Annotated in this window: 15 protein-coding genes; 8 read left to right on the top strand and 7 right to left on the bottom strand. The window is 49.8% G+C overall.

Annotation, left to right across the window (positions count from 1 at the left end; all coding sequences use genetic code 11):
- Positions 1 to 5 precede the first annotated feature (5 nt).
- Together EHS89_RS09225 and EHS89_RS09220 are read left to right on the top strand one after the other, a co-directional pair.
- Positions 6 to 3536 (top strand): indolepyruvate ferredoxin oxidoreductase family protein, encoded by a 3531-nt coding sequence (locus EHS89_RS09225; RefSeq protein WP_124925857.1) that lies wholly within the window; start codon positions 6 to 8, stop codon positions 3534 to 3536.
- A 190-nt stretch (positions 3537 to 3726) separates the two neighbouring features.
- The gene (locus EHS89_RS09220) at positions 3727 to 4800 is read left to right on the top strand and encodes a beta-ketoacyl-[acyl-carrier-protein] synthase family protein (protein ID WP_124925856.1); all 1074 of its coding nucleotides are present in this window, start codon (positions 3727 to 3729) and stop codon (positions 4798 to 4800) included.
- A gap of 106 nt (positions 4801 to 4906) precedes the next feature.
- On the opposite strand, the gene EHS89_RS09215 is transcribed toward EHS89_RS09220, so the two are convergent.
- Together EHS89_RS09215 and EHS89_RS09210 are read right to left on the bottom strand one after the other, a co-directional pair.
- Complete coding sequence (locus tag EHS89_RS09215) at positions 4907 to 5965, bottom strand: M14 family metallopeptidase (RefSeq protein WP_229753740.1); 1059 nt, start codon at positions 5963 to 5965, stop codon at positions 4907 to 4909.
- Positions 5965 to 7449 (bottom strand): glutamate-cysteine ligase family protein, encoded by a 1485-nt coding sequence (locus EHS89_RS09210; protein ID WP_124925855.1) that lies wholly within the window; start codon positions 7447 to 7449, stop codon positions 5965 to 5967. The genes EHS89_RS09215 and EHS89_RS09210 overlap by 1 nt, the downstream gene beginning before the upstream one ends.
- A gap of 511 nt (positions 7450 to 7960) precedes the next feature.
- Here EHS89_RS09210 and selD point away from each other — a divergent pair.
- Entirely contained in the window at positions 7961 to 10198 is a 2238-nt protein-coding gene (gene selD, locus EHS89_RS09205; RefSeq protein ID WP_124925854.1) for a selenide, water dikinase SelD, read from the top strand.
- A 17-nt stretch (positions 10199 to 10215) separates the two neighbouring features.
- On the opposite strand, the gene EHS89_RS09200 is transcribed toward selD, so the two are convergent.
- The gene (locus tag EHS89_RS09200) at positions 10216 to 10908 is read right to left on the bottom strand and encodes a PilZ domain-containing protein (protein ID WP_124925853.1); all 693 of its coding nucleotides are present in this window, start codon (positions 10906 to 10908) and stop codon (positions 10216 to 10218) included.
- Between the two features lie 163 nt (positions 10909 to 11071).
- Here EHS89_RS09200 and msrB point away from each other — a divergent pair, with 163 nt between their 5' ends.
- Positions 11072 to 12211, top strand: a complete 1140-nt coding sequence (gene msrB, locus EHS89_RS09195) for a peptide-methionine (R)-S-oxide reductase MsrB (protein WP_124925852.1) — start codon at positions 11072 to 11074, stop codon at positions 12209 to 12211.
- A gap of 104 nt (positions 12212 to 12315) precedes the next feature.
- Complete coding sequence (locus EHS89_RS09190) at positions 12316 to 12678, top strand: hypothetical protein (protein ID WP_124925851.1); 363 nt, start codon at positions 12316 to 12318, stop codon at positions 12676 to 12678.
- A 19-nt stretch (positions 12679 to 12697) separates the two neighbouring features.
- On the opposite strand, the gene EHS89_RS09185 is transcribed toward EHS89_RS09190, so the two are convergent.
- Complete coding sequence (locus EHS89_RS09185) at positions 12698 to 13606, bottom strand: LysR substrate-binding domain-containing protein (RefSeq protein ID WP_124925850.1); 909 nt, start codon at positions 13604 to 13606, stop codon at positions 12698 to 12700.
- 164 nt (positions 13607 to 13770) lie between these two features.
- Here EHS89_RS09185 and EHS89_RS09180 point away from each other — a divergent pair, with 164 nt between their 5' ends.
- Both EHS89_RS09180 and EHS89_RS09175 read left to right on the top strand, forming a co-directional pair.
- A complete protein-coding gene (locus EHS89_RS09180; RefSeq protein WP_124925849.1) occupies positions 13771 to 15105 on the top strand; it encodes an aspartate aminotransferase family protein in 1335 nt (444 codons plus the stop codon).
- A complete protein-coding gene (locus EHS89_RS09175) occupies positions 15105 to 15947 on the top strand; it encodes a beta-keto acid cleavage family enzyme (protein ID WP_124925848.1) in 843 nt (280 codons plus the stop codon). The genes EHS89_RS09180 and EHS89_RS09175 overlap by 1 nt, the downstream gene beginning before the upstream one ends.
- Before the next feature lie 29 nt (positions 15948 to 15976).
- On the opposite strand, the gene EHS89_RS09170 is transcribed toward EHS89_RS09175, so the two are convergent.
- Positions 15977 to 16594, bottom strand: a complete 618-nt coding sequence (locus EHS89_RS09170; protein WP_124925847.1) for a 3'-5' exonuclease — start codon at positions 16592 to 16594, stop codon at positions 15977 to 15979.
- A 121-nt stretch (positions 16595 to 16715) separates the two neighbouring features.
- Between EHS89_RS09170 and EHS89_RS09165 the strand changes: the two genes are divergently transcribed.
- Positions 16716 to 17870, top strand: coding sequence for a GIY-YIG nuclease family protein (locus EHS89_RS09165; protein WP_124925846.1), 1155 nt, complete (start codon positions 16716 to 16718; stop codon positions 17868 to 17870).
- Here the strand turns inward: EHS89_RS09165 and EHS89_RS09160 are convergent.
- On the bottom strand, positions 17859 to 18476 hold the full coding sequence (locus EHS89_RS09160; protein WP_124925845.1) for an acyl carrier protein phosphodiesterase: 618 nt from the start codon (positions 18474 to 18476) through the stop codon (positions 17859 to 17861). The two genes, EHS89_RS09165 and EHS89_RS09160, sit on opposite strands and share 12 nt — an antisense overlap.
- A 121-nt stretch (positions 18477 to 18597) precedes the next feature.
- Positions 18598 to 19776, bottom strand: a complete 1179-nt coding sequence (gene fadA / locus EHS89_RS09155) for an acetyl-CoA C-acyltransferase FadA (protein WP_124925844.1) — start codon at positions 19774 to 19776, stop codon at positions 18598 to 18600.
- Between the last annotated feature and the right edge of the window lie 7 nt (positions 19777 to 19783).

Below are 19783 nucleotides of genomic sequence, written 5' to 3'. Positions count from 1 at the left end.
CAACAATGTCAGACGCCACTAAGAGTCCGTCAACAAAACAGCCAATTAAACCAGCCCGTCCGAACGCAGCTGATAAATACATTACTGATCAGGGACCGGTCTATCTGTCCGGTAATCAGGCCTACATAAGAGTCACTTTCGAACAACAACGCCGGGACCGGGAAGCAGGCCTGAAAACCGGTGGCTTTATCTCCGGCTATCGGGGCTCACCCTTTGGTCATTTCGATCAGGATGTTGCCAAAGTTCGGCCGGCGATGGACGAACGCAACATACACTTTAACCCCGGAGTAAACGAAGCGATGGCGGCAACCTCGGTATGGGGTTCTCAGCAGATCGACTTCTTCGGTGCCAGCGAATATGACGGTGTATTTGGCATGTGGTACGGCAAAGGCCCGGGGGTGGATCAGGCCGCTGATGCTCTGCACCATGCCAACCTCTGGGGCACACATAAGCATGGCGGTGTAGTAATGGCAGTGGGTGATGACCCGATGAGCCGCTCATCCAGTATTCAACAGCAGAGCGAGTATGTTCTCTCCGGCCTTTGCATTCCGACCATGGCCTGCTCTAGTGTTCAGGATATCTACGATTACGGCCTGATCGCTTATCAGATCTCCCGTTACGCAGGTGTCTGGGTTGCGGTGAAGTCAGTTTCAGATATCGCCGAAGCTACTAACCTGATCGATATTGACCCGGCCCGGACAGTAACCACACTTCCGCAGAACCATGTTATCCCGGACTGCGGTGTTCACACCCGTTGGCCCGATCAGTCGGTTGATCAGGACGAGCGCATGTTAAAAGCCCGCCTGCCTGCCGTTAAAGCCTTTGTAAAAACTAATCAGTTAAATAGAGTAACGCTGGATTGTCCGCAACGAAAAGTCGGTATCATCACCGCTGGCAAGAGCTATCTTGATACGCTAGAAGCCCTGAATGATCTGGGTATTAGCGAACAACAGCGAGAGCAAATCGGTTTATCGGTATTTAAAATTGCGGTGACCTGGCCCTTAGAAGAAAGCCTGATTCAAGAGTTTGCAGAATCGGTAGATGAGTTACTGGTTATCGAAGAGTCGCGACCATTTCTGGAAACCCAGATAAAAGATATCCTCTATCATTTACCGCAAGCACAGCGCCCTTTGGTTCTGGGAAAACAAGACCGGGAAGGCGTAACCCAGTTTCCCTCTAATGGTGAGCTGACCCCAGCGCTGATTTCAAGAGTATTAGTGGACTGGCTCAGCCCGTGCTATCAGAACCCTGACATGCAACAGTGGATCGATGTGCTGGACCGTACCGATCAGCAACTGGCGATTCCCCGGGACAATGTTGATCGAACCCCCTACTTCTGTTCTGGCTGTCCGCATAACACTTCAACAAAGCAGCCGGATGGCACCGTTCAGCTGATCGGTATCGGTTGTCATTACCTGGCCCGACTGATGGACCGGGGCGGCGTCTCTTACACCCAGATGGGTGGCGAAGGTGCTACCTGGGCCGGTGCGGCACCCTTTGTTGACCATAAACACGCCTTTATCAATCTCGGCGACGGCACTTATTACCACTCGGGCTCTAACGCCATCCGTCAGGCAATCGCAGCCGGCGTCAATATCACTTACAAGATTCTCTACAATGATGCTGTCGCGATGACCGGTGGTCAGCCCCATGACGGGCCGGTGAGTGTGCAGAGCATTACCCACCAGCTAAACGCTGAAGGCGCGGCAAAAGTCGTCGTGGTCAGTGACAATCCAGATAAATTCAATACCCGTGAATTTGCCAAAGGTACCAACCTCTACCATCGTGATCAGTTAGAGCAGGTGATGACAGAACTTGAGAAGGTACCCGGCGTTACTATTCTGATCTATGAACAGACCTGCGCGACCGAATTGCGACGCCGGCGTAAACGTGGCAAAGCTGAAGACCCGGCTAAACGTGCCTATATTAACTATCGTTTGTGTGAAGGCTGTGGCGATTGCGGTCTCGCGTCTAACTGCCTGTCAGTTCAACCGTTAGAAACTGAGGTCGGCCGTAAACGCCGTATCGATCAATCCGGTTGTAACAAAGACTTTAGCTGTGTCGAAGGTTTCTGTCCGAGCTTTGTCACCATTGAAGGCGGCGCAATGAATAAAGGTCAGGGCGTAGAGATAGATGAAACTACCTTTGCTGAACTACCTGAGCCTGCGGTGGCACCATTAAACGGGGTTTATGGCGCATTAGTATGTGGTATTGGCGGTACCGGAGTGGTCACAATATCATCACTACTGGGTGATGCTGCACAGTCGGAAGGTAAAGCCTCTCAGGTACTGGACCTGACCGGTATGGCACAAAAATTTGGCGCCGTATATTGTCATTTGAAGATCGCAGATAACAATGATGATCTGAACTCTACCCGATTATCCGTGGGTAAAGCGGATCTTCTGGTAGGCGCAGACATTGTCACCAGCGCCAGTAATGAAGGCTTGTCCAGATTACGGGAAGGTCATACCCATGGCGTGGTAAACAGCCATGAAACCGTTACAGGAGCCTTTACCCGTGATGGTGATTTCCAGATCCCGGTCAAGCAGATGCGTGCAGCTATTGAGCGCTTTACGGGGGCAGGAAATACCTCATTCTTTGATTCAATCAGCCTGTCGGAGCGCCTTACCGGCGATACGATCGGTGCCAACACCATGTTATTAGGTTTTGCCTGTCAGATGGGCTGGCTGCCGGTTAAGCTGGCATCACTGGAAGCGGCGATCGAGAAAAACGGTATCGCCGTCGCATATAACCTGCGAGCGTTTAAAATTGGCCGGATGATGGCCTGGGCACCTGAACAGCTGGAACCGCTTTTGGAACAAGCGCTACCAACCCCTGAATGGCAGATACTGTCGCAGGATGTTGACCAGATTATCCAGCGTCGCAGTAAAGACCTGGTCAGTTACCAGAACCAGGCCTATGCCGCTCGATATCTAGAGCAGATTAATAAGATCAAATCAGCTGAAACTGCATTGGGAAATCATAGTAAAACACTGACTGAAGCGGTCGCCCGCAACCTGTATAAGTTGATGGCGTATAAAGACGAATATGAAGTCGCCCGCCTCTATACCGATGGTGCCTGGCTGGCACGGATAAATCGCCAGTTCAGTGGTAATTTCCGCCTCAAATTCCATATGGCGCCGCCATTGCTGTCGCGTAAAGATCCACTTACGGGCCAGCCAAAGAAAAGGGAGTTTGGCCCTTGGATGTACTCAGGTTTAAAGCTGGTTGCCGGTTTCAAAGGGCTCAGAGGCACGCGCTTTGATCCGTTCGGTTATACGGAAGAACGTCGTGAAGAGCGGGCTCTGATTACTGAATATGAACAGCTGTTGAATGTTCTTATCGCTGGTCTTACGAACGAAAATCTGGCTTTAGCGGTGGAGATAGCAAACATACCAGAACTGATTAAAGGTTTCGGGCATGTGAAAGCACGCAATCTGAACGGAGCACGTGAACGCTTATCCATTCTGACGGAACGCTACATTCATCCCGATAAACATATAGCCGCAGTGCAAATTCAGGATCCGGTCAGCTAAGTTACTGCTAATCTTATTACAGCCCTCCTTCCGAGGGCTTTTTATTATCTCTGTAATCAATCATGTCTGGTTTCGATCTAAGCAAATTCAGCGCCGTTTATAAGCGATTCCCGCGCGCCCCCTCACTTATTACCTAATACAGGAAAACCCTGATAACATAACCCTTCGTTTATCCGAAGGAAGCTCTGATATGTCTAAGGCCCTGCTATTTTCCTCTGCTAAAACTGTTGATGACAGCGGTTCACTGCAACACTGTCTGGCACTTGAAAATCAGCTACATCAGCACGACATCGATATTACAGAGCTCACAATTGACCCCCTCAGCACGCCCTGGCACAGCGAGATCGAGACCAATCATTTTCGCAGTGGCTGTGGGCCCATTGAAGCGATTGCACGGGCCAGAGAGCTGATACACAGCGGTCAGTCCGAAGCCGTGGTTATTAGCGGTAAAGACTTATTGCGCAGCGGCTATGAACGGCAGCAACGGCTGGATCTGATGGCGGTGTATGGCAATGATTATCCCCTGACTGAAGCCTACAACGAACTGGCTGAACAATTTATCCACCGCCACGGTGCCGATGCACAACTTTTCCACCAGCTGGCCCATCACCTGTTTGAGAATTACAAATGCAGTTATCGCAATGTCGTCTCAGATGAACTGGCCGCTGAGCAACTGCCGGACGAGCGTTGGTATAACCATATCACTCCCCTGTTTCGTGGTGTTGATTGCGCCAACCCATTAATAGACTTCTGCGGACGTTTACTGATTGGCAATGAAAGAGTAACTCAACTGTTAAAAATTCCCGCATCAGAACAACTGGAAATAACCGGTGTAGGGCTGGGCTATACTCCGGGTGACGGTAAACAGCATGTTGAAGATATTGTCAGCTATGAGCATTTGGAGCAGGCCTACACCGAAGCCTGTCAGCAAGCCGGTATCGACTTTGCGGCACAGTTTCGTGCCGGTGATGCATTATTGGAAACTTATACCTGTTATCCGGTCGTGCCTATCGCATTTCTACTCGCCAGCGGGCTGGTCGATCTGTTGGAACAGGTACCAGAGTTTCTTGATCAGCACCTGATCACTATTACCGGCGGTATGAATCTGGCCAAAGGCCCCTGGAACAATCCGGCACTCAACAGCCTGATAGAGATGCACCAGCAACTGACCCATAGCCCACAGCATCACACCGGGGCGGTACATGGCAATGGTGGACTGGGTTATAAACAGGGTGTCGCAATTTTGAAAAAATATAACGGCTAAAGTTATCCCCGAATTCTGTGCATAACTTCTGGGGAAAACTCTGCATAACATTAATAACTAGTCTGCAATGCCTGCCACCGTTGACGTAAACGGAAGCGAACAGTTTCTATGCAGGTGGCCTGATATGCTCAGTCTCAGCACAGGCATAAAGCAGGCAGTCACTTAAAGCGATAGCCGGATTAGTGGTTACCATAAACAGTTTCAAACGCTGAGCAGAGTACAACCCGGATGACCTAGCCAGCAGAAAATGAGGCAGTACATTCTCTCCTCCCGCCGAACAGACTCTGAAAATACTCAGCCCCCTTGGCCCCAGCCACCCTAACCGGGTCAGCGCTGGAATCACACCAAAATTAAATTTTTCCACATCGAAAGGTACGGTCAGATCCGCCCCGGCTACCGGCTGATCAGCAAAGGCGATATGACAATCATCCACCAGCTCAAAACGTACAGCGTGACGATAAAGATCTAATTCGTTAGTACCCTCAGAGTGTAGAACCTGTTCCCTGAACAGGTAACTGTGTAAGCCATCGATAGCAGTTTGATCCGCTTCTGGCTGATCAGAGCCACCACACTCAATAGTAACAATAGGATAGTCCGGCGTACTCAGCTCCATCAATGCCCCCAACCTTAGCTCTGTCACAATAATACGCTGGGTAAACAGTGACACCAGATGATCATGTTCAGGGCTTAAATAAGTCACCACGCCGAATGAGGGACTCATCCCCGATGTATTGTGGATATCCAGCAAAGCTTCGGGCCGATACTGATCCAGTAACATCATAAAATGTTCCGCTATATGTCCCTGATGATCATCAAACGGCGGACGAAAGCAACGGTTCATATCCCGCTGGCCCGGAATCATCCGATAGTAAAAAAGCGTTTCATGCAGTGCAGCCTGAACAGATGCAATCAGACATATAACCCTCACTGCCGGCGTCTGGCCACTTCGCAGCCAGGCCAATAACGCTTTAACACCAGAAGGTTCATTGCCGTGTAATAGCGTCGCAATACCCCGGCAACGGCTATTATCCTGTCCATCGATGATGATCAGTGTTGGCCCTCCCAGATGACGTAGAAAACTCTCTACATCCTGCGGCAGACTATCCGGTTCCGGGTTATGCAGAAAGTGGATCGGCTTATGTTTACGGTGACTAATAGGATGCATCAGATATCCCCCCACTCAGCCACTGGCGTGTTATTCCGGGAATAATCGATATACTGATCAAGCATACGACGCAACGCGCGCCGTTTTACCATCGATTTAGACAGACGATTAAACTGACGCAGCTGCCAGCAGGCGCCATTACTTCGGGCAGCCAGACGTTGCTCAATGATGCCCAGATAATAATCCACTTCGGTACGGTTGATTCCGGCGTTTAGCAGCCCTCGCCGGGCGATAGGCAGCAGTTCCGTCAGAATATCGATGACCGGGCGGCGTAACAGCCGCTCGCGGGGACCACTGGGCCACATAAGTTGAGCATTAATCCCCTGTTGGGCCGCATGATAGAAATTATATTCCAGTGTCTGAAACGGCATCGCCGGTATAATCTCTTCAATACGCTCTCTCAACCCTTCCGCCAGCCCTATAATCAGTGCCGCATTGGCCATCATATCGCAGGCTGAAGGCCCTGCAGGCAGTGCTCGAATTTCGATACGCAGATGACCTGTATCAACAGGATCATATACCGGGCGGTTCCATGGCCATACGGTCCCATGGTGTAGCATAAGCTCAAACAACGAAGGCGTTTTGCCTTCTGCCAACAGACGACCTGCACTCTCACGCTTGCACACTGGCAATATCGGTTGATGCAGGTAGACCGTTTCAGCAAACAGCTCATAGGCACCATGACGTGCCCAGCCATGGCCAAAATTAACCCGGTCAGGCTGACCGGTTTTGACTGACAGATGATCACAGCCATCGATCGCATGTTTAAACAGAGGAATACGGGTTTCATGCCAAAGCCTGTTGCCCAGCAAGAAAGGCGAATTAGCCGCTATAGCCAATACCAGAGGCGTCACTAACTGAATCGCGTTATAACTATCGGCAAACTGCTGTGGCGCAACCCGATAATGCATCTGTAACGACGTATTAGCCCCTTCCAGCGTGACATCATTGGCGCGTAAAGAGATAGGATCTTCCCCATCGATGCGAATAGCATAGGTCTGTCCCCGCATCTGAGCCAATGCTTTAGTCAGTGCGTGGTAGCGCGACAGATCTGTCATCGCATGTAAACCAAAGTCACAACGCTGGAGAGTGGGCAGAATACCGATAGGGACTATCTGTCCGGATTGCTGCTCTGCCAGAACATTTAACTTTTTCAGTACATCCCGAATCTCTGTTTCAATCGCTGAAAAAGGACGCCCCGCCATATCCACAGGCGTCAGGTTATATTCAAGATTGTATCTATTCAGTTCAAGCGTCAGCTGAGGATCATTCATCCGGGCCTGAATCTCCCGATTCACCGGCAGTGGGCAGCCCTTATGATCAACGATATACAGCTCTAATTCGGCTCCCAGCGTAACCTTGCCCTGACCAAAGTCCGGTCGTTGCAGCAACTGCTGAAGTACATCCAGATGGCCAAAAAGCTTATTGGTAAAGCGCTCATATTCTGCACCACTAAACTCTGATTTCCTGATCTCAAGTCCCATAGCCTCGGGCAACTCCCGGCAATATCAATATACATAGTTAAGACCGGCAATCAGTTTTGTTCAATTAACAAGCGGTATCCAGATCAATTTTGTCCACGAAATCTGTGGATAAGCTATGGGGAAAAACCGGGATAACCTTGTTAAGTCGCGTCAAAGTAGCATGGATAGTGCAGTGCGGGCGAACGTACAGTTTTTATCCTAAACTATTTCAAATTATTTTCTAAACGCTATTGATAATGATTATCATGTAGATTACTATCTATATCGCTCGTAAGTGGTTGACAGAATACTCTCACCTCACCGGTATTCTGTCTCTGAAGGAGAGGCTGATTTGGCCAGCCTCTCCTTCAATCCTGCTTACCAGGTTTGTTGAATTCAGATGGTTGCGATTTCTTCGTCTGATTCAAGCAACAGGCTCTTGTCATTTTTAACCGGGTGTTCGCACCCGGTATTTTTTTTCTACCTCCCCCGTTACTATATAGCCAAACTTTCTGATCAGGCTTAATTCTCAATGCAACAAGACCTTACTCCAGCCAGCCAGCACCTGCTTTTTATAGGTGGGGGGCATGCTCACGCCATAGCATTGTTGATGATAGCGATGAATAAGCCCGCCGGAGTCAAGATCACCCTGATCTCAAACCTGATTCAAACACCTTATTCCGGTATGTTACCGGGCCTGATTGCAGGCCATTACCAGTTTGATCAGGTACATATCGATCTGGGCCGCTTCTGCCGCTATGCCGGTATAGATTTTATTGAGGACACCGTGATTGGTATCGATCCGGAACAACGCACTGTCAGCTGTCTGAATCATCCTGATTTCAGCTATGATCTGCTCAGTATCGATACCGGTTCCACCCCCGATCTTTCAACGATTCCCGGCGCCCAGGAAAACAGTATCGGTGTAAAACCAGTAAAGCAGCTACTGGATTACTGGGATGACCTGCAACAGCGCGTATTGGATGGCGACTATAATCAGGCGCTACATATTGGTACCGTAGGCGGTGGTGCCAGCGCAGTAGAAGTCTTGTTAGCTATGCAGCACAAACTAGAGCGAATGCTGAGAAAACAGCAGCGCCGCTCCGATCATATCCACTTTCACATCATCTGTGGCCCTGAGCAGATACTCCCCAGCCATAACGTTCGGGTTCAGAGGTTATATAACCGGGTAATACAACAACGTGATATTACATTGCATACCGGTTTTAGGGTCGCAGAAGTAAAGCCAGGACAACTGATCAGCGAGTCAGGCCAGCGCCTGGTGTTGGATGAAATTATATGGGCAACGGCAGCCAGCGGAGCCGGTTGGCCAGCCAGAGCCGGACTTGAATGCTCTGATAACGGCTGTATTCGGGTCAATGACTTCCTGCAGTCTGTTTCCCATCCTGATATTTTCGCTACCGGTGATATCGCCGACATGGTCAATTTTTCACGCCCCAAAGCCGGCGTCTTTGCCGTGCGTCAGGGGATGCCGCTGGCCAAAAATATTCAGGCGCGGTTACAAAACCGTACACTTAGCCGTTATAAACCACAGCGTCAGTTCCTCAGCCTGATCAGTACCGGAGACCGCTATGCGGTTGCATCAAGAGGCCCCTTTTCACTGTCAGGTGCCTGGGTCTGGCGCTGGAAAGATCATATCGATCAGAAATTTATGCGTCGTTTCAGTGAACTGACCGAACTGCCGGATAGCACGCTGGACAATGATGAAATCCGTATTGAAAACCCCGATATGCGCTGCGGTGGTTGTGGCGCAAAAGTCGGCCATACCATTCTTCACAAAGTACTTCGCCAATTACCCGTAACTCATAACAATGCAGAGATCGGCCTGAACAAACCTGATGACGCAGCCGTCATTGCCGTCCCTGAAGGTAAGCTTTTAGTCCAGTCTGTCGATAGCTTCCGACAGCTGGTTAACGATGATTATCTGTTTGGGCAGATCGCAGCGAATCATGCTTTGGGGGACATTTTTGCCATGGGTGCAGAACCCCATAGCGCTCAGGCAATGGTCACTCTGCCCTATGCCGGCGATACTATTCTGGAACAGCGCTTACGCCATCTGTTACTGGGGGCAAGCAAAGTCTTCAGTGACTGCGGTATAGGTCTGGTCGGCGGCCATACTTCAGAAGGCGCTGAACTTCAGTTGGGTTTCACTATCAATGGTCTGGCTGATAAACAGCAATTACTCACAAAACAGGGACTGCAACCAGGTGACAAGCTGATTGTCACTAAACCGTTAGGCACCGGTACTTTGTTTGCCAGCGATATGCGTAGTCAGGCCCATGGTCGCTGGATCAGTAACGCGCTGCAACAGATGCTTCTGTCAAACTATCAGGCCAGCAGGATTCTATCTGACAATAACGCCCACGCCTGTACCGATATAACCGGTTTTGGCTTATTAGGTCATCTTCATGAGATGCTGGACGGATCAGGTTTCAATATCCGTTTACGATTAGAAAATCTGCCGGTACTTGAAGGGGCAGATCTCTGCCTGAAAGCAGGACTATTCAGTTCGCTTCATCCGCAAAACCGTAAATATGATCAGTACATTACAAATCTGGATGAATTTAAGGACAGCCACCGGACCGAGTTGTTGTTCGATCCTCAAACGGCGGGAGGACTACTGACTGCAGTACCTGCCGATAAGGTCGAACAGCTTATAACTGCGCTACATAGTGCTGGCTATCAACATGCCCGGGTCATAGGTTCAGTACAACAAAACGGTGTTCCCAATAGCGTAGAACTGATTTAGGGAAAAGGTGAATAAGATCAGAAAAAATCACTGATTGAGTCCAGCTTCAATGCGGCTATGTAACGTTGAATCAACTCTTTCCCATCACTAAACGAAAACCCCAGCTGCTGGTCAGCCGTTGTAATAGACATCAACTGTACGTTGATCTCTGAAGGCTGATCGTCAAAAGGCAGTTGCAGTTTGAGTGTTAGCTTCTGCTGTTCTTCACGGGCTTTCTGTAACGCTTCAAATTCAGTCTGGGAGGTGATTTTAAATAAGCCCCCACCGGTACTGAAATTCACCATAATACCGCTGTAAGCCTGTTCCCCCACCGTCAGGTCACCTGGTATAGCGCAGGGATATCGGGGTTCCTTGCGCAGCATTCGGGATTGAATATGTTTCGGGTAGGTCGACATGAGTAATTTGCTGCCTTGCAGAAAAACATCCACAACATCGGTTTCAAACGCAAACACCCGACCGTTAGAGATCATCCGCATAACCAGTTTACGTTTTGAAAAAAACGTATCCCGGAAGGTCAGTTCATCGGTTCCCATACCGCTCTTTTTCAACTGCGTTACCGGGGGTAACCGGGTAATAACAACCTGGCTATCGATACCCACAAAACGTGATATATATTTCAGACCACCACCAGCATCGGTGACCTGTATAACCGTACCCTGATCTATCGCGGGCAGCTCCTTCAGTACTGCATTTTCATTATCTTCAGCCATTTGACTGCTGTACTCCTCACTGAAGTATTCCTGAATAAGACAGGAATACTATAGCGACACTAAGGGGTCAAAGGCTCAGCTCACCATTTTGGTATTTTCAGTTTGGTTTCATGCCTCAACGGTAAGGTGCATTCATAAATGGAAATGATGTGAGGGATTGAAAATGAAAACCAAGATCGCAGCGCTTCTGGTTGCTACCGCCGGCATCAGTGTTCTGGCAGTCGCTGCCACTAGCCAACCAACTGATACCACAGCGCAACAACAAGGATTAAAAGTTGCGACCTTTGCTGGCGGATGCTTCTGGTGTACTGAAGCCGGCTTTGAAAAATTACCCGGTGTAAAAGAGGTTATTTCTGGTTATACCGCGGGAGAAAAAGCGAACCCTAGCTACCGCGAGGTCTCCGCCGGCGTGACCGGCCACACCGAAGCTGTTCAGGTTTATTACGACCCGCAAGTCATTACTTATCAGGGGCTTTTGCAATCACTCTGGCGCCAGATGGATCCCACCGATGGTCAGGGTTCATTCGTTGATCGGGGTACCCAGTACCGCCCTGGCGTTTACTACCATGATGAGCAGCAACGGAATCTGGCGGAACAATCGATGAGTGCTCTCGCGGCGTCAGGACGCTACAGCAAACCTCTGGCAACAGAACTGAGCAAGCTGACAGTATTCTATCCGGCTGAAGATTATCATCAGGATTATTATAAGCGGAATCCTATCCGGTACAGATACTACCGTTTTAACTCCGGTCGCGATCAGTATCTGGAAAAAACCTGGGGAGATGATCTGCATCCTGACTTCACCCGGTTTGGCCGCGACCAGCAGCAGGGTAACCAGACAGCAGATAAAACGGGAGGATATCAGGATTTCAAGAAACCCTCCGATCAGGAACTACGAAGCACTCTGACTGACATACAGTATAAAGTCACTCAGGAAGATGGCACTGAGCGAGCGTTCCAAAACGCCTTCTGGAATGAAAAACGTGAGGGTATCTATGTAGATATCGTAAGCGGCGAGCCGCTATTCTCCTCCCGGGATAAATTTAAATCGGGTACCGGCTGGCCGAGTTTTGCCAAACCTATCTACCCTGCCTCAGTCTCTGAGCATTCAGATACTAAGTTCTTTATGAGCAGAACAGAGGTACGAAGTAAGTATGCAGACTCTCATCTGGGACATGTTTTCAGTGATGGGCCGGCACCTACAGGCCTGCGGTACTGTATTAATTCAGCATCGTTACGCTTTATTCCCAAAGAGGAGCTCGCATCTAAAGGTTACGAAGAACTGCTAACGCTGTTTGAATAATCGCCTACCGCTACCCGGTTTGAGTATAGCAACCCTGTATCCTGGCCATAATCCGATAGACTAGGCTGTAGTATCATGTAACAGCGTTTATCGGAGTAAAATCTTTGTCAGGATACAGACGCTTAATCACTGCCGCCTTGCTACTGACTTCAGTATCAGGGGTTCAGGCGATGCAATTGAATGACCCCCGTTCAGCCGCGGTATATATCCAGAAACAGCGGCCGGTGATTACCGGCTGTCTGCAACAGGCCCTGCGTTATACAGAAACCGCCAGTATCTGGTCAACACTGGAATGCCAGCAATTGCTACAACAAGACCAGCAACTCAAACAGGCCTGGAGCCTGGTACTGCCTAATGGTTCAGTCGCAGGTATAGCAGGCATTCCTTATGAATTACGTAAATCTACGGTTGAAGCCTACTCTGAATATATGCAACTGGCAGAACGGATCGCATACCTGAGCCGCTAACAGGCTTGCACAGACTCATTCAGCCCCGATCAATAATCTGCGAACGGGCCAGATTATCCACCAGCCACTGACTAAACTGCCGCACTTTAAGCTGATGACGTTTATGCTCAGGGGCACTCAGATAATAACCAAAGCTACTCACCATACTCAGCCCCAACGGCGCAACTAACTGCCCTGTTTCTAACTCACTCTGAACCAGAAAATCAGGGATCAAAGCGATACCTAACCCCTCTTTAACTGACTGCAGCGACATAAAGAAATGTTGTGCAGCAATACCCGGATCGCATAACTCAGGATTAAGATTCAACTGTTGAAAAAATGTTTGCCACATTGCTGGACGGGTAGTCTGCGCCAGCAATTTATGTTGTGTCAGATCTTCAATCTGACGAATAGGTTTTCGTTTAATCAGCTCAGCAGACGCCACCAGCAGTAACCGTTCAGGCAGTAACAGATCGGCTTTAGCCGGGGCACTGTCCTGCTTAAAGCAGCGAATTGCCAGGTCCGCTTCAGATGCGACAAAGTCAGGTATCCCTTCACCACTGATCAGCTCTACATTCAGTTCCGGATAACAATGTTCAAACTGTTGTAGTCGGGGTATCAGCCAGATACTTGAAAGGGATGGCAACATATCCAAACGCAGGCTTTCCCTGCTCTTATCCGACCGCTTCAGCTCTGCGGTGGCCTGGTCAATACTATCCATCGCAACCGAGATAACCGCCAGATAGCGGGATCCTTTGTCGGTTAGTATCAGCTGATTGGGTGTACGTTCAAATAGCTGTTCACCGATATAGAGTTCCAGTTGTTTAATCTGCTTACTTATCGCGCTCTGGGTGACACAGAGTTCCTCCGCTGCGGCAGTGAAGCTTAGCTGACGGGCTGCGGCCTCAAAGGCTTTGACGGAATTGAGTGGGGGTAAATTACGACGCATTTATAACCTTGCTGTTAGCCCTGTTAATCAGCTGAATCAAAAAGAATACTAAAAACCGACCCGCATTCCTTTTTCTCATACCCTAAAGAGAATAACGCGTTTGCTGAAAAATGCCATTCTCTCTTTAATATTCAGTCTCTCAACTTGCTTTGGACGACAGCACCATGACTCACGTTTTTCACCGCCACTGTCACAGTAACCTGCCAACAGCAGCTACCGGCGATGGTCCTTATATCATTGACACCCAGGGGAAACGTTACCTTGATGGCAGTTCAGGAGCGGCAGTCTCGAGCCTCGGTCACAACCATCCGGCTATTATCAGCGCCATAAAGAAACAGCTACAAAGCATTCCCTATGCTCATAGCGGTTTCTTTACCTCTGAGCCCGCCGAAGAGCTGGCCCAATGGCTCACCGATAAAGCGCCGGGGGATCTTAACCGTGTGTATTACACCAGCGGCGGGTCTGAAGCAGTTGAAGCGGCCTTAAAAATGGCCCGTCAGTATTTCCTCGAACAGGGAGAGAGTCAGCGACAATACTTTATCGCTCGCCGTCAGAGCTATCATGGCAACACATTAGGCGCGCTTGCCGTGGGCGGAAACCAATGGCGCAGACAACAGTTTGATCCGCTCCTCAGTCCGGTTCAGCATATTGCACCTTGTTACTCATACCGGGATCAGCGCACTGATGAAACAGAAGCAGAGTATGGTCTGCGAATTGCCAATGAGTTAGAACAGGCTCTGCTTACAACGGGCCCGGAAAAGGTTTTGGCATTTATCGCTGAACCGGTAGTAGGTGCCACATCCGGTGCTGTGCCTGCGGTGCCCGGCTACCTGAAACGGGTTAGAGAGATCTGTGATCAGTACGGCATTTTGTTGATCTTAGATGAAGTCATGTGCGGTATGGGTCGCACCGGAAGCCTGTTCGCCTGTGAGCAGGACGATGTTGTGCCGGATATCATAACCGTTGCAAAAGGGCTGGGCGCTGGCTATCAACCAATCGGTGCGGTGCTGGTTCGGGAGCAGCTCTATCAGGCATTTGCCCAGGGCAGTGGCTTTTTTCAGCATGGTCATACCTACATGGCACACCCGACAGCTTGTGCAGCGGCTCTGGCGGTACAACATACTATTGAGCAGGATCAGTTACTATCCAGGGTCAGGAAACTCAACAAACAGATTACCGGTAACCTGAACGAGATGTTCAATGAGCATCCTTATGTCGGCGATATCAGAGGCCGTGGGCTGTTATTAGGCATTGAGCTTGTGGCCGATAGGGAAACCAAACAACCGCTGCCAGCTGGCTCAAACATACACCAGTTAATAAAGCAGTGCGCAATGCAGCGGGGCCTGATGTGCTATCCGATGGCAGGTACTATCGACGGCAAACAAGGTCATCATATTCTACTGGCGCCGCCCTTTATCCTGACTAATACTCAGGCGGATGAACTTACTGATAAATTGCAGTTATCCCTGCAGGATGCGTTTCAGGAGCTGGATAAGTGATGAAAGATCAACCAATAACCGACTCAAATCCAGCTCCAGCCATTATTACGGTTGCGCCAAACGGGGCCTATAAGCAGAAAGCTGATCATCCCGCACTGCCGGTAACTATTGCTGAAGTAGCACAAGCCGCTGAGCAGGCATGGCAGGCAGGAGCAACGATGATTCATGCCCATGCCCGTGATAACCAGGGCAGACACTCGCTTGATCCAGAGCTCAACCAGCAGGTATGGGATGCTATCCGTGAACGGCTCGACAACAAGATAGTCGTTCAGCTGACCACTGAAGCAGCCGGTATCTATCAACCTGAGCAACAGATGCAGATGGTACGTCAGGTTAAGCCCGAAGCGGTTTCTCTGGCGTTAAGAGAACTGATTCCGGATAGCAGTGCAGAACCTGAGGCCAGCCGCTTCTTTCACTGGATAGCAGAGCAACAGATAATGCCGCAGTACATTCTCTATTCCGAACAGGAACTGGCCTGGTATAAGCAATTACACAGCCAAGGTATTATTCCGGATCAACCCCATCAGTTACTGTTTGTTCTGGGACGCTACCATAGTCAGCAGCAATCCAGCCCTCTGGACCTTGAACCTTTCCTGACATCAGACACTCATAATCTGAACTGGATGGTCTGCGCATTTGGAAAACAGGAAAATCTGTGCGCCCGGCGCGCGCTTGAACTAGGCGGTGATGTCAGGGTCGGGTTTGAGAACAACCTGCTAAATAGTCAAGGCGTTGCGGCCCTTAATAATGCCGAACTGGTACAACAGGTCAGTGATCAGGCCTGCCGCCTTAATCGCTTGCTGATGACCGCAGACCAGTTCAGAGCAAAATTTAAGGCCTGACTACCTGGCTATTTCTCCCGGAGAAAGCCTTAAAGCTTTTGCAGAAAGCTGGCGACACCCGCCTTGGGTATTTTCGCCAGTTTTTGCACCTGCCTGAATGTCAGGTCTGTTTTATCGTACTCCATGGCTATATCTTCCAGCATCTGTAACCAGAGCCGTGCGGTCATCTCGGCATCCGCCAGCGCCCGGTGAAACACACCCTCAGTTGGCAGGTTTTTATACTCCACTAATCCACCCAGCTTATGGTTGGGCGCCTGCTGATAAAGCCGCCTTGCAATCAGCATTGAGCAGGCGAAATCACCTCCATACTGTCTGTCTATAATAGCCAGTTCCGCATCCAGAAAGCGGCGATCAAATGAGGCGTTATGGGCAACCAGATTATAGTCGCCAATAAAATCACAAAACTCAGCCATCACCTGTGCACAGCCATCAGCGTCCTTCAGCATTGCGTTGCTGATGCCGGTGTAGTTTTCGATAAAGCTGTTAACTCGCCGGCCCGGATTCATCAATCGCTGAAAGCTATCAACGACCTCTCCATTTTGAATAAGAACCGCACCAATTTCTATCGCACGGTCACCATTATCCGGCGACAATCCGGTGGTCTCGAAATCAAGAACTATAACAGTATCAGCAGCTTGCTTTGGCATTCTGAGGTTCACTCTGAGAAGAAAAAATTACGGCAATAAAAATAACTAAATTTCAAGTCTTACCTTTAACAAAACGATCTCTATAATACGCGCTTTTTTACCAGCGGTACCGGGTAATATTTTGATCGTTTTCACCATTACAAACACTACATCTGAAAAAGTTTATGTTGGCTCTACACGAAGCACTATTGATCAGCACTGGGAAACCCTGCTAATCGCTGCCGAGTCAGGCGTAGACCATCCCCTTTACGACGATATTCGCCGTTGCGGCGGGGACTCTTTTAACATCGCTGAATGGGCGATAGCTGAAGATCTACAGGACCTGCGCGAGCTCACCCGTGAGGCTCTGGAGACCTATGACGCTGCCAGCTTGCAAGGCTTACGGACTAAGCCAAATGCAAGTACCGCACATCGTCAGACCGCAGCCGAACGTAAGGCCGCTATAGAAGCCCATGAAAAAGCGATAGCAGCCTCTCCAGAACCTGCCGACATTGCACCTCTGCCAACCGGCGTAAAGCCCGCAGAGGACGACCTGAAAGCTCTGGCGCAGCAACGTGATGCCGAGTTAGCGAAACGCATCGAGCGGGAACGTAAAGAAACCGCTGAAATGGCCAAAGTACTGTTGCGCATGGATGCCCGTAAGCGCAAGCCTAAGGCTAAACCAAAAGCAGCAGCTTCTACCAAGCCAGCTCAGGCCGCGGCTAAGCCTAAGCTAGCAACCGGCAAAGCATCTTCGGCCAAGCAGGAAAAGAAGATTCGCGAACAGCTCGAGCAGGAGCGTGAGGCTCGCCAGAATGAAAAAATGGCCAAACAACGCGCTGAAGCTAAAGAGATGGCAGAAGTGATGGCCCGCATCGATGCCCGGGCCCAGGCAAAACGAAAAACACCCGTTAAGGCCAAACCTAAATCGGCAATACGCAGTAGTGGTCGCAAATTATCGCTGAATAAGCCTGCAGCATTGAAAGAAACTACGCTGGAGCTGGACCGTAACTTAAAACAAACTGCCGAACGGCTGGTACAACAGCAGGAGCTTAAAGCAGCGACTCCGCCTCCCCGGATTAGCATGGCTACCCCCTCAAGCACGCCAGCGATCAAACCTGCGGTAACAACAGTGCAAAAACCTGTGCTGAGTAAAACCCAGCGTATTGAAACTACGATTGATCGTTATCGCGCTCGTGTGGAAAAAAACAGCAGTCCCGTTATTCAGGGACAACAGGACCTGAAGACGGCATTGCAGTCACGACTGGCCCAACGCAACAACCTCTCAACCAGCTGAATCTAACGTAGGAAAGTCGGGCACAGGGTGCATCAGAGGGGCGGGAAAGGTCCGCAGTAAATCAACAATAAAAAGCTGAAAGCCTGCATCAAACTGCTCGTAATGCAATTCCAGCTCCTGGCCAATACCCGAAAATTCATGGGGAAAACGGATACGGGTAGCGATGCGTTCCAACGCATAAGCTACCCCGTCCAGGCTTTCATAAGAACGAAACCAGTCATACTCAACTAATCGACTGGTTACCTGTTGCATCCTTTCCGGCATTAATGACTGACCCGATTGAAGATCCGCATACAGCTGCTCAATGACCTGTGCTTTAGGTTCAGGGCTCAGTTGTGCCCAGTGTTGCAACAAGAAGTGGTCAAACAATACATCCAACGCAATACCCGCAAACCGGCGCCGCTGCCGGGTAAAGCTGCGCTTCATCTGCAGCACTTTAGGGTGTTGATCGGTGAACTGGTCTATCCGTCTGTGATTCTGTAAACCCAGCTTCAGCTGCGGATGTAATTGCTCCGTATCAATGCCACGGGCAAAGTCACCCAGCAGGTTACCTACCCGGGAATGGACATTTGGTTCTGAAAGTACCAGATGGGCAAAAAAGTTCATAAAAAAAACCCGGGCCTGTTTCAATAAAGAAACAGTATCCGGGCTTTTTCAACTTCCATCAATCAGGGGAGTTACCTATATAGACTTCCCACTTTTATTTGATGCTAAAAACAAAGTACGATCAGTTAAGTCGTTCAAACACTGTCGCTATACCCTGCCCCATACCGATACACATGGTCGCAAGACCCAGCTCGCCATCATTCTGCTCCATCACGCTGAGCAATGACGTTGAGATACGGGTACCGGAACAACCTAACGGATGACCCAGCGCGATAGCACCGCCGTTAAGATTGACCCGCTCGTCCATTTGATCGAGCAATTTAAGCCCTTTCAATACCGCGAGTCCCTGAGCAGCAAACGCTTCATTCAATTCAACGTAATCGATATCCGCAATGGTCAGACCGGCACGTTTCAGTGCTTTCTGCGAAGCCGGCACCGGACCGTAACCCATGATAGAAGGATCACAGCCAGCGACCCCCATTGAGCGGATCTTAGCGCGGGGTTTCAGCCCCAGCGCCTGTGCCTTTGCGGCAGACATAAGTAACATGCCCGACGCGCCATCAGAGAATGCTGATGAGGTACCCGCAGTAACAGTACCAACCTTAGGTACGAATACAGGTTTCAGGGCAGACAGTGCTTCTACTGTTGTTTCAGGACGGATAACCTCATCCTGCTCCAGCAAGCTCTTGAAACCGTTTTCATCATGACCTTCAACGGCAACGATCTCATTATCAAAGCGCCCCTGACTGCGGGCTTCATCAGCCAGACGATGGGAACGGGCACCAAACTCATCCTGTTGCTGACGACTTATACCGTTCATCTTACCCAGCATCTCGGCGGTAATACCCATCATCATCGCCGCTTTAGCCACTTGCTTACTCATTTGCGGATTTACATCGATACCGTGCAGAATATCCAGATGGCCCATATGTTCGACACCACCGACCATAAACATATCGCCGTTACCGCTCATAATGCCCTGCGCAGCAGTATGCAGTGCCGCCATTGAAGAACCACACAAACGGTTAACCGTTTGTGCTGCAACTGTATGGGGAATGCCCGCCAATACCGCTGCATTACGGCCGATATTAAAGCCCTGCTCTTTGGTCTGGTTAACACAACCCCAGATAATATCTTCAATCTCAGCCGGATTAATTTCAGGATTACGTTCCAGTAATGCGTTCATTACCCGTGCAGATAATGCCTCAGCACGTACGTTACGGAAGGAACCACCCTTGGATTTACCCATCGGGGTACGGACGCCATCGACGATGACTACATCATTCGGATTCAGACTCATCTCGATT

The organism is Amphritea balenae, from assembly GCF_003858655.1.
In the GTDB taxonomy this organism is placed as follows: domain Bacteria; phylum Pseudomonadota; class Gammaproteobacteria; order Pseudomonadales; family Balneatricaceae; genus Amphritea; species Amphritea balenae.
This window is presented reverse-complemented; position numbering and strand designations above follow the sequence as displayed.

Coding starts and splice junctions, on each gene's coding strand:
- selD (WP_124925854.1), top strand. CDS start 7,961: ATGCAACAAGACCTTACTCCAGCCAGCCAGCACCTGCTTTTTATAGGT.
- EHS89_RS09215 (WP_229753740.1), bottom strand. CDS start 5,965: ATGCATCCTATTAGTCACCGTAAACATAAGCCGATCCACTTTCTGCAT.
- EHS89_RS09180 (WP_124925849.1), top strand. CDS start 13,771: ATGACTCACGTTTTTCACCGCCACTGTCACAGTAACCTGCCAACAGCA.
- msrB (WP_124925852.1), top strand. CDS start 11,072: ATGAAAACCAAGATCGCAGCGCTTCTGGTTGCTACCGCCGGCATCAGT.
- EHS89_RS09160 (WP_124925845.1), bottom strand. CDS start 18,476: ATGAACTTTTTTGCCCATCTGGTACTTTCAGAACCAAATGTCCATTCC.
- EHS89_RS09175 (WP_124925848.1), top strand. CDS start 15,105: ATGAAAGATCAACCAATAACCGACTCAAATCCAGCTCCAGCCATTATT.
- EHS89_RS09220 (WP_124925856.1), top strand. CDS start 3,727: ATGTCTAAGGCCCTGCTATTTTCCTCTGCTAAAACTGTTGATGACAGC.
- EHS89_RS09185 (WP_124925850.1), bottom strand. CDS start 13,606: ATGCGTCGTAATTTACCCCCACTCAATTCCGTCAAAGCCTTTGAGGCC.
- fadA (WP_124925844.1), bottom strand. CDS start 19,776: ATGAGTCTGAATCCGAATGATGTAGTCATCGTCGATGGCGTCCGTACC.
- EHS89_RS09170 (WP_124925847.1), bottom strand. CDS start 16,594: ATGCCAAAGCAAGCTGCTGATACTGTTATAGTTCTTGATTTCGAGACC.
- EHS89_RS09210 (WP_124925855.1), bottom strand. CDS start 7,449: ATGGGACTTGAGATCAGGAAATCAGAGTTTAGTGGTGCAGAATATGAG.
- EHS89_RS09225 (WP_124925857.1), top strand. CDS start 6: ATGTCAGACGCCACTAAGAGTCCGTCAACAAAACAGCCAATTAAACCA.
- EHS89_RS09200 (WP_124925853.1), bottom strand. CDS start 10,908: ATGGCTGAAGATAATGAAAATGCAGTACTGAAGGAGCTGCCCGCGATA.